This window comes from Nostoc sp. UIC 10890 (genome assembly GCF_054786515.1).
This window is the reverse complement of sequence record NZ_JBSGKF010000067.1, coordinates 1-4,086: the sequence shown is the minus strand read 5'-3', so window position 1 is coordinate 4,086 and position 4,086 is coordinate 1. Positions and strand designations below refer to the sequence as shown.

The following is a 4,086-nucleotide window of genomic DNA, read 5'->3' as shown; positions in this document are numbered from 1 at the left end:
AATCAAATTTTGCTAAATCTGACAATAAGAACGCTTTGCCTTCGCTATTATATATACGGTCAACTCCGATTCTACGATATGAATCTAGAGAATATTGAATATCTTGAGAAATTTGCTTACAAATAATTTCAGGAGTGTAAACAATATCTACTAAAGCATCCACTTTTTCTTTTAAGGTCAGATTGCTAGGTGCAGTTGCCGCTTCTAACGATAATCGCGCACGTCCCCATTCAGAAGCAGCTAAGGCTTCTTCTGGTTTGTTTTGAGCTAAGAGAACTCGCTGTAAAAAAGAAGTAGCACGAACTTGATTGTTAAATAGTTTAAAAATGTGTCGAGTATGTCCTTGAAATCTAGATTTTGTCCTAATATATTCAAATAATTGAGTAGCTTTTCGTAATTCTTCCTCTGCCTGTTCTAGCTGTCCTAATTTTTCTAAAGCAATTCCAGCTAAAACATGGCCGTGTCCACTACCTAAGTCACCTTCACGATCAATCCTGGGTATGTCGCCATTGCCATTGCCATGTATCTCATAATAATTTTGAAAAATTTTACCTCTTTCTATAGCTTTTCGAGCATAAGTCAGGGCTTCATTGTAATTTCCTAAACTATAGTGTACTCGACTGAAGTAAAGCGAAGGATCTCTAAAATCTATGAAATGGAAAAGATAGCGAAGTGAGATGTCGTTCCAATTGTCTGGTGTGGGTGTTATTGCGTCAACTTCTTTAATATACAGTAATGCTTGATTAGGTTGTTGTTTCTGTAAATAGGTTTCAGCTATTAGTAATAAAATAGGAATGCGATTTATTGAAATTTCTTGCTCATAATCAGAATCGCCTGGTTTTCTAGCTCTATATATAGCTGCTGATAATCGCTCGGCTGGCTGTAAATTAGCTAGAGCATTAACGTAATCTTCTTGGTAGAGATAAAATGCTCCTAGTGTTGCGAAAGCTGTAACTTTGTCTTGTTCTCTCCCAATCGTTTTGGCTTGAGATAATGCTTGCTGAAAATATTCTTTTGCTCTAACAGAATCTTGTTGGTTTTGCCGATTTAAGCCTTGAGAAATTAATTTTCCGACTTGGGGACTTAATTGAAATTCATATTTAGGTTTTTGTTCTCCTTCTTCAAGATTTTCTTCAGCTTTCTCAGCAGTTAACTGCTCATATTTATCGTATACTCCTCGTAACCCATAAATACGAATAAGTCTATCTCTAACCTCATTAGCAATTTTTTTATCTCCAATTTGCTGATAAATCCTCATTGCCTGTTCGAGAGTATTTGTACCTATTACATATTGTCCTGCTTCTAATTGTTTTTCTCCCTGCTGCCTTAATCTATCGGCTTCTGCTTTAGTATTATTTTGAGCGATCGCCACAGGCAATTGAAAAGATAACAAACTCAAGCTAGAGGTGAAAATCACACTAAATAATGCCAAAAATGTCAAGAATATTTTGATGTTTTTATGTTGTTTTTTCATATTTTATGTAAATTATTCAGGAATAGGATTACAACATTCAACTAAAGGCTCGGAAATGAATCCTGCTAATTCTACATGGGTATTGGATAATAAATCTGACCAATCTTGTTTTAATTCTTGCTCTGTCGGTTTAGATCGACGTAATTGAATTAATGTAGAAATAGTTTCATGCCATAAACCTTGATTGGCATATAAATTAATTTGTCCTTGGATAGTAGTGGTTGATGTCAATTTAGTTTTAAAAGCTTCGTTTTTCGCTACTCGTTCCACTACTCCCTGTACTCCTGTGAATGAAGGTTCAATATTGGGTTCGCAACTAAAGGAAACTTGCCAACGATAAGCACGATTTACTTCTAAAGCAGGTGAAGTTTTAGGTATTGGGAAACCCATGATACCTCCACCTTTATTAACTTCATAATTCACGCGAGCTACAATAGTACTTTTGCCTTCATCTTTAAGAATTAGCTTTAAACGACCCCGTTCGTAAGGAATGTAAAACCAAAAAGTAGGACGTTCAGCAAGGGTATTTGCCCAATTTGTTTTCGGTATTAAAGCAGTGATATCTTTTTCTACAGTAGGACAAATAGGACGACTTCCTGTGTTACCAGAAGATCCAGAGCGATTCCCTCCTGGTGCGCCATTGTTAGGAGGTTTAAACTGAAGCGGTTCTTTGGTTGGAAGATTTTGACCAGCTACTGGGTAAATCAAATAGCGATCGCCTAAGAATAAAGTTAAAGTTAAAAGGGAAATATAAGCTATTATTTTGCTCATTAATAATATTTGTAACTAATTATATAGAGGTAAATAAGCTTTCTCCGTATTACCTACATATAACGTTATCACCATTCTTACGTATTATTTCTACTTTGCAAAAACTTTAAACTAGGTATTCGATCCCAATGTTTTAGTAAAAACCGTCCAGCAAAGCTACTGACAGCGAAAGAGATTGCAGCTGGTAACAATGGTATCCATCCCCCTTGTAGTAAAAAGACAAAGCAAATTAGACACAGAGTAAATATAGATGTTCCAGCATATATAATCAGTAAAAAAGAATTACGATGATTTAAGGAGGTGATCGCAATTCCACTTCCTGTTAAAGACCAGATTACAACCCAAAATCCTTCTCCTATTTCAGACCAACTCCACAATAAAGGTCGTTTATCTAAAACCGCACTGAGGATTTGACTTGTCATTTGCGCCTGAATATCAACTCCAGACATCTGAGGCAATACACCTTTACTATAAGGAGTAGAAAAGTAATCTGTAGGATTAGATATGGGAGCAACTACACCAATAATGACAATACGCCCCTTTATTAATTCGGGATCTAACTTATTTTCTAATACATCAGTCAAAGAAACTGTATTAGCAATCTTATCGGAGGTGCGATAATTAAGTAAGAGTTGAAAACCACGATTATCTAGTTGATGATATGCACCACTATCTGGTCTTAAACGGTTAATTATCGTCTCACCAATTTTGATGCGATCGCTATCTATTTCTTCAGGTTTGATTCCTTTTGAGTTTAAGTATTGCGATGCTAATTGAAAGCTAAAGGAAAAGCTGGTAGGACAGGGATTATTAAAATCGGGATTCATGAACAGTAGATGACGACGCAGAATCCCATCAAACTTGTCTCGCTCTACATTGCTAAACCCTAAACGGTTTTCTGTAACTCTAGACAGTGATGAAATACCAGGTTGATTATGGTCATTATCAGTCAATTTAACACTACATAAAGCAATTAAATCATCATCATTTTGTAAAAGCTTAAGTAATTCTTGATGACCTGGTTCTATCGGGCGATCGCGGAATATTAATAAACCGATTGTGCTAGGTTTATAGTGTTTTATGCGCTCGATAGTTTCAGCTAGTTTACCATCAGATATAGGATAACCCAAGCGATTGATATCCTTTTCTGTAGCTTCAACTATTAACAACCGAGAATCTACCTCTTCCTGGGGACGCATTCTCATCAACCAGTCGAAAGCTTGAAATTCTAAGGATTGTAATAAACCAAAAGACCGCACTCCTATTACCATCATCGCTACCAATAAACCAGATAAAATTACTCCTCCTTGACGAAATAGTAGGTTTGGAGGAGATGGTAATGCAGGGTCACGTAATTCTTCCCAAGTAGGTGGTTTAACAGACCAATGTTGACAGACTACAGGTAGCCAACTTGCACAGTAATATTTATCTTCTATATCTTTAAGTCTACCTCTAGCTTCTCGTATAGCTAGATAGAAAGATTTACCGCTAGAAAAGCTAGCAATAAACTCCGCTAAAAATTCTTGAGCTACTTGATTTTGAACTTGCTCTCGCATCACAATAATCTGAGGAATTCCTAACTCTTCAAGTTGAGGTACTAATCCTAAACCTTGACAGGAATTGAATATGGCTAGTTGTAACCCATTTTCTATTGCTACTTCTAATGCTGAATTTAACTCGGATATTTCTAGCTTGGTTTTCGCGTTGATACTGATCCATCCTTTCTGTGCATTAGACTTACTATGTCCAGCATAAAATAAGATATCCCAGCCTGATTTTTCTCTAAGGCGATCGCAAATTTGCTTACGAGTAGGCTGAGAGATAATTTCTAACTCTACTTC

At 36.2% G+C, this 4,086-nt stretch carries 3 protein-coding genes; all 3 read right to left on the bottom strand.

What is annotated here, in order from left to right; all coding sequences use genetic code 11:
• Nucleotides 1-1,474: tetratricopeptide repeat protein (locus ACWATR_RS38850; protein WP_460345381.1), on the bottom strand; the 1,474-nt coding region annotated here is incomplete at its 3' end.
• A gap of 12 nt (nucleotides 1,475-1,486) precedes the next feature.
• The gene (locus tag ACWATR_RS38845; protein WP_289794718.1) at nucleotides 1,487-2,245 is read right to left on the bottom strand and encodes a DUF928 domain-containing protein; all 759 of its coding nucleotides are present in this window, start codon (nucleotides 2,243-2,245) and stop codon (nucleotides 1,487-1,489) included.
• Between the two features lie 77 nt (nucleotides 2,246-2,322).
• Nucleotides 2,323-4,086 (bottom strand): CHASE2 domain-containing protein (locus ACWATR_RS38840; protein ID WP_460345377.1); only part of this gene is annotated, 1,764 nt, incomplete at its 5' end.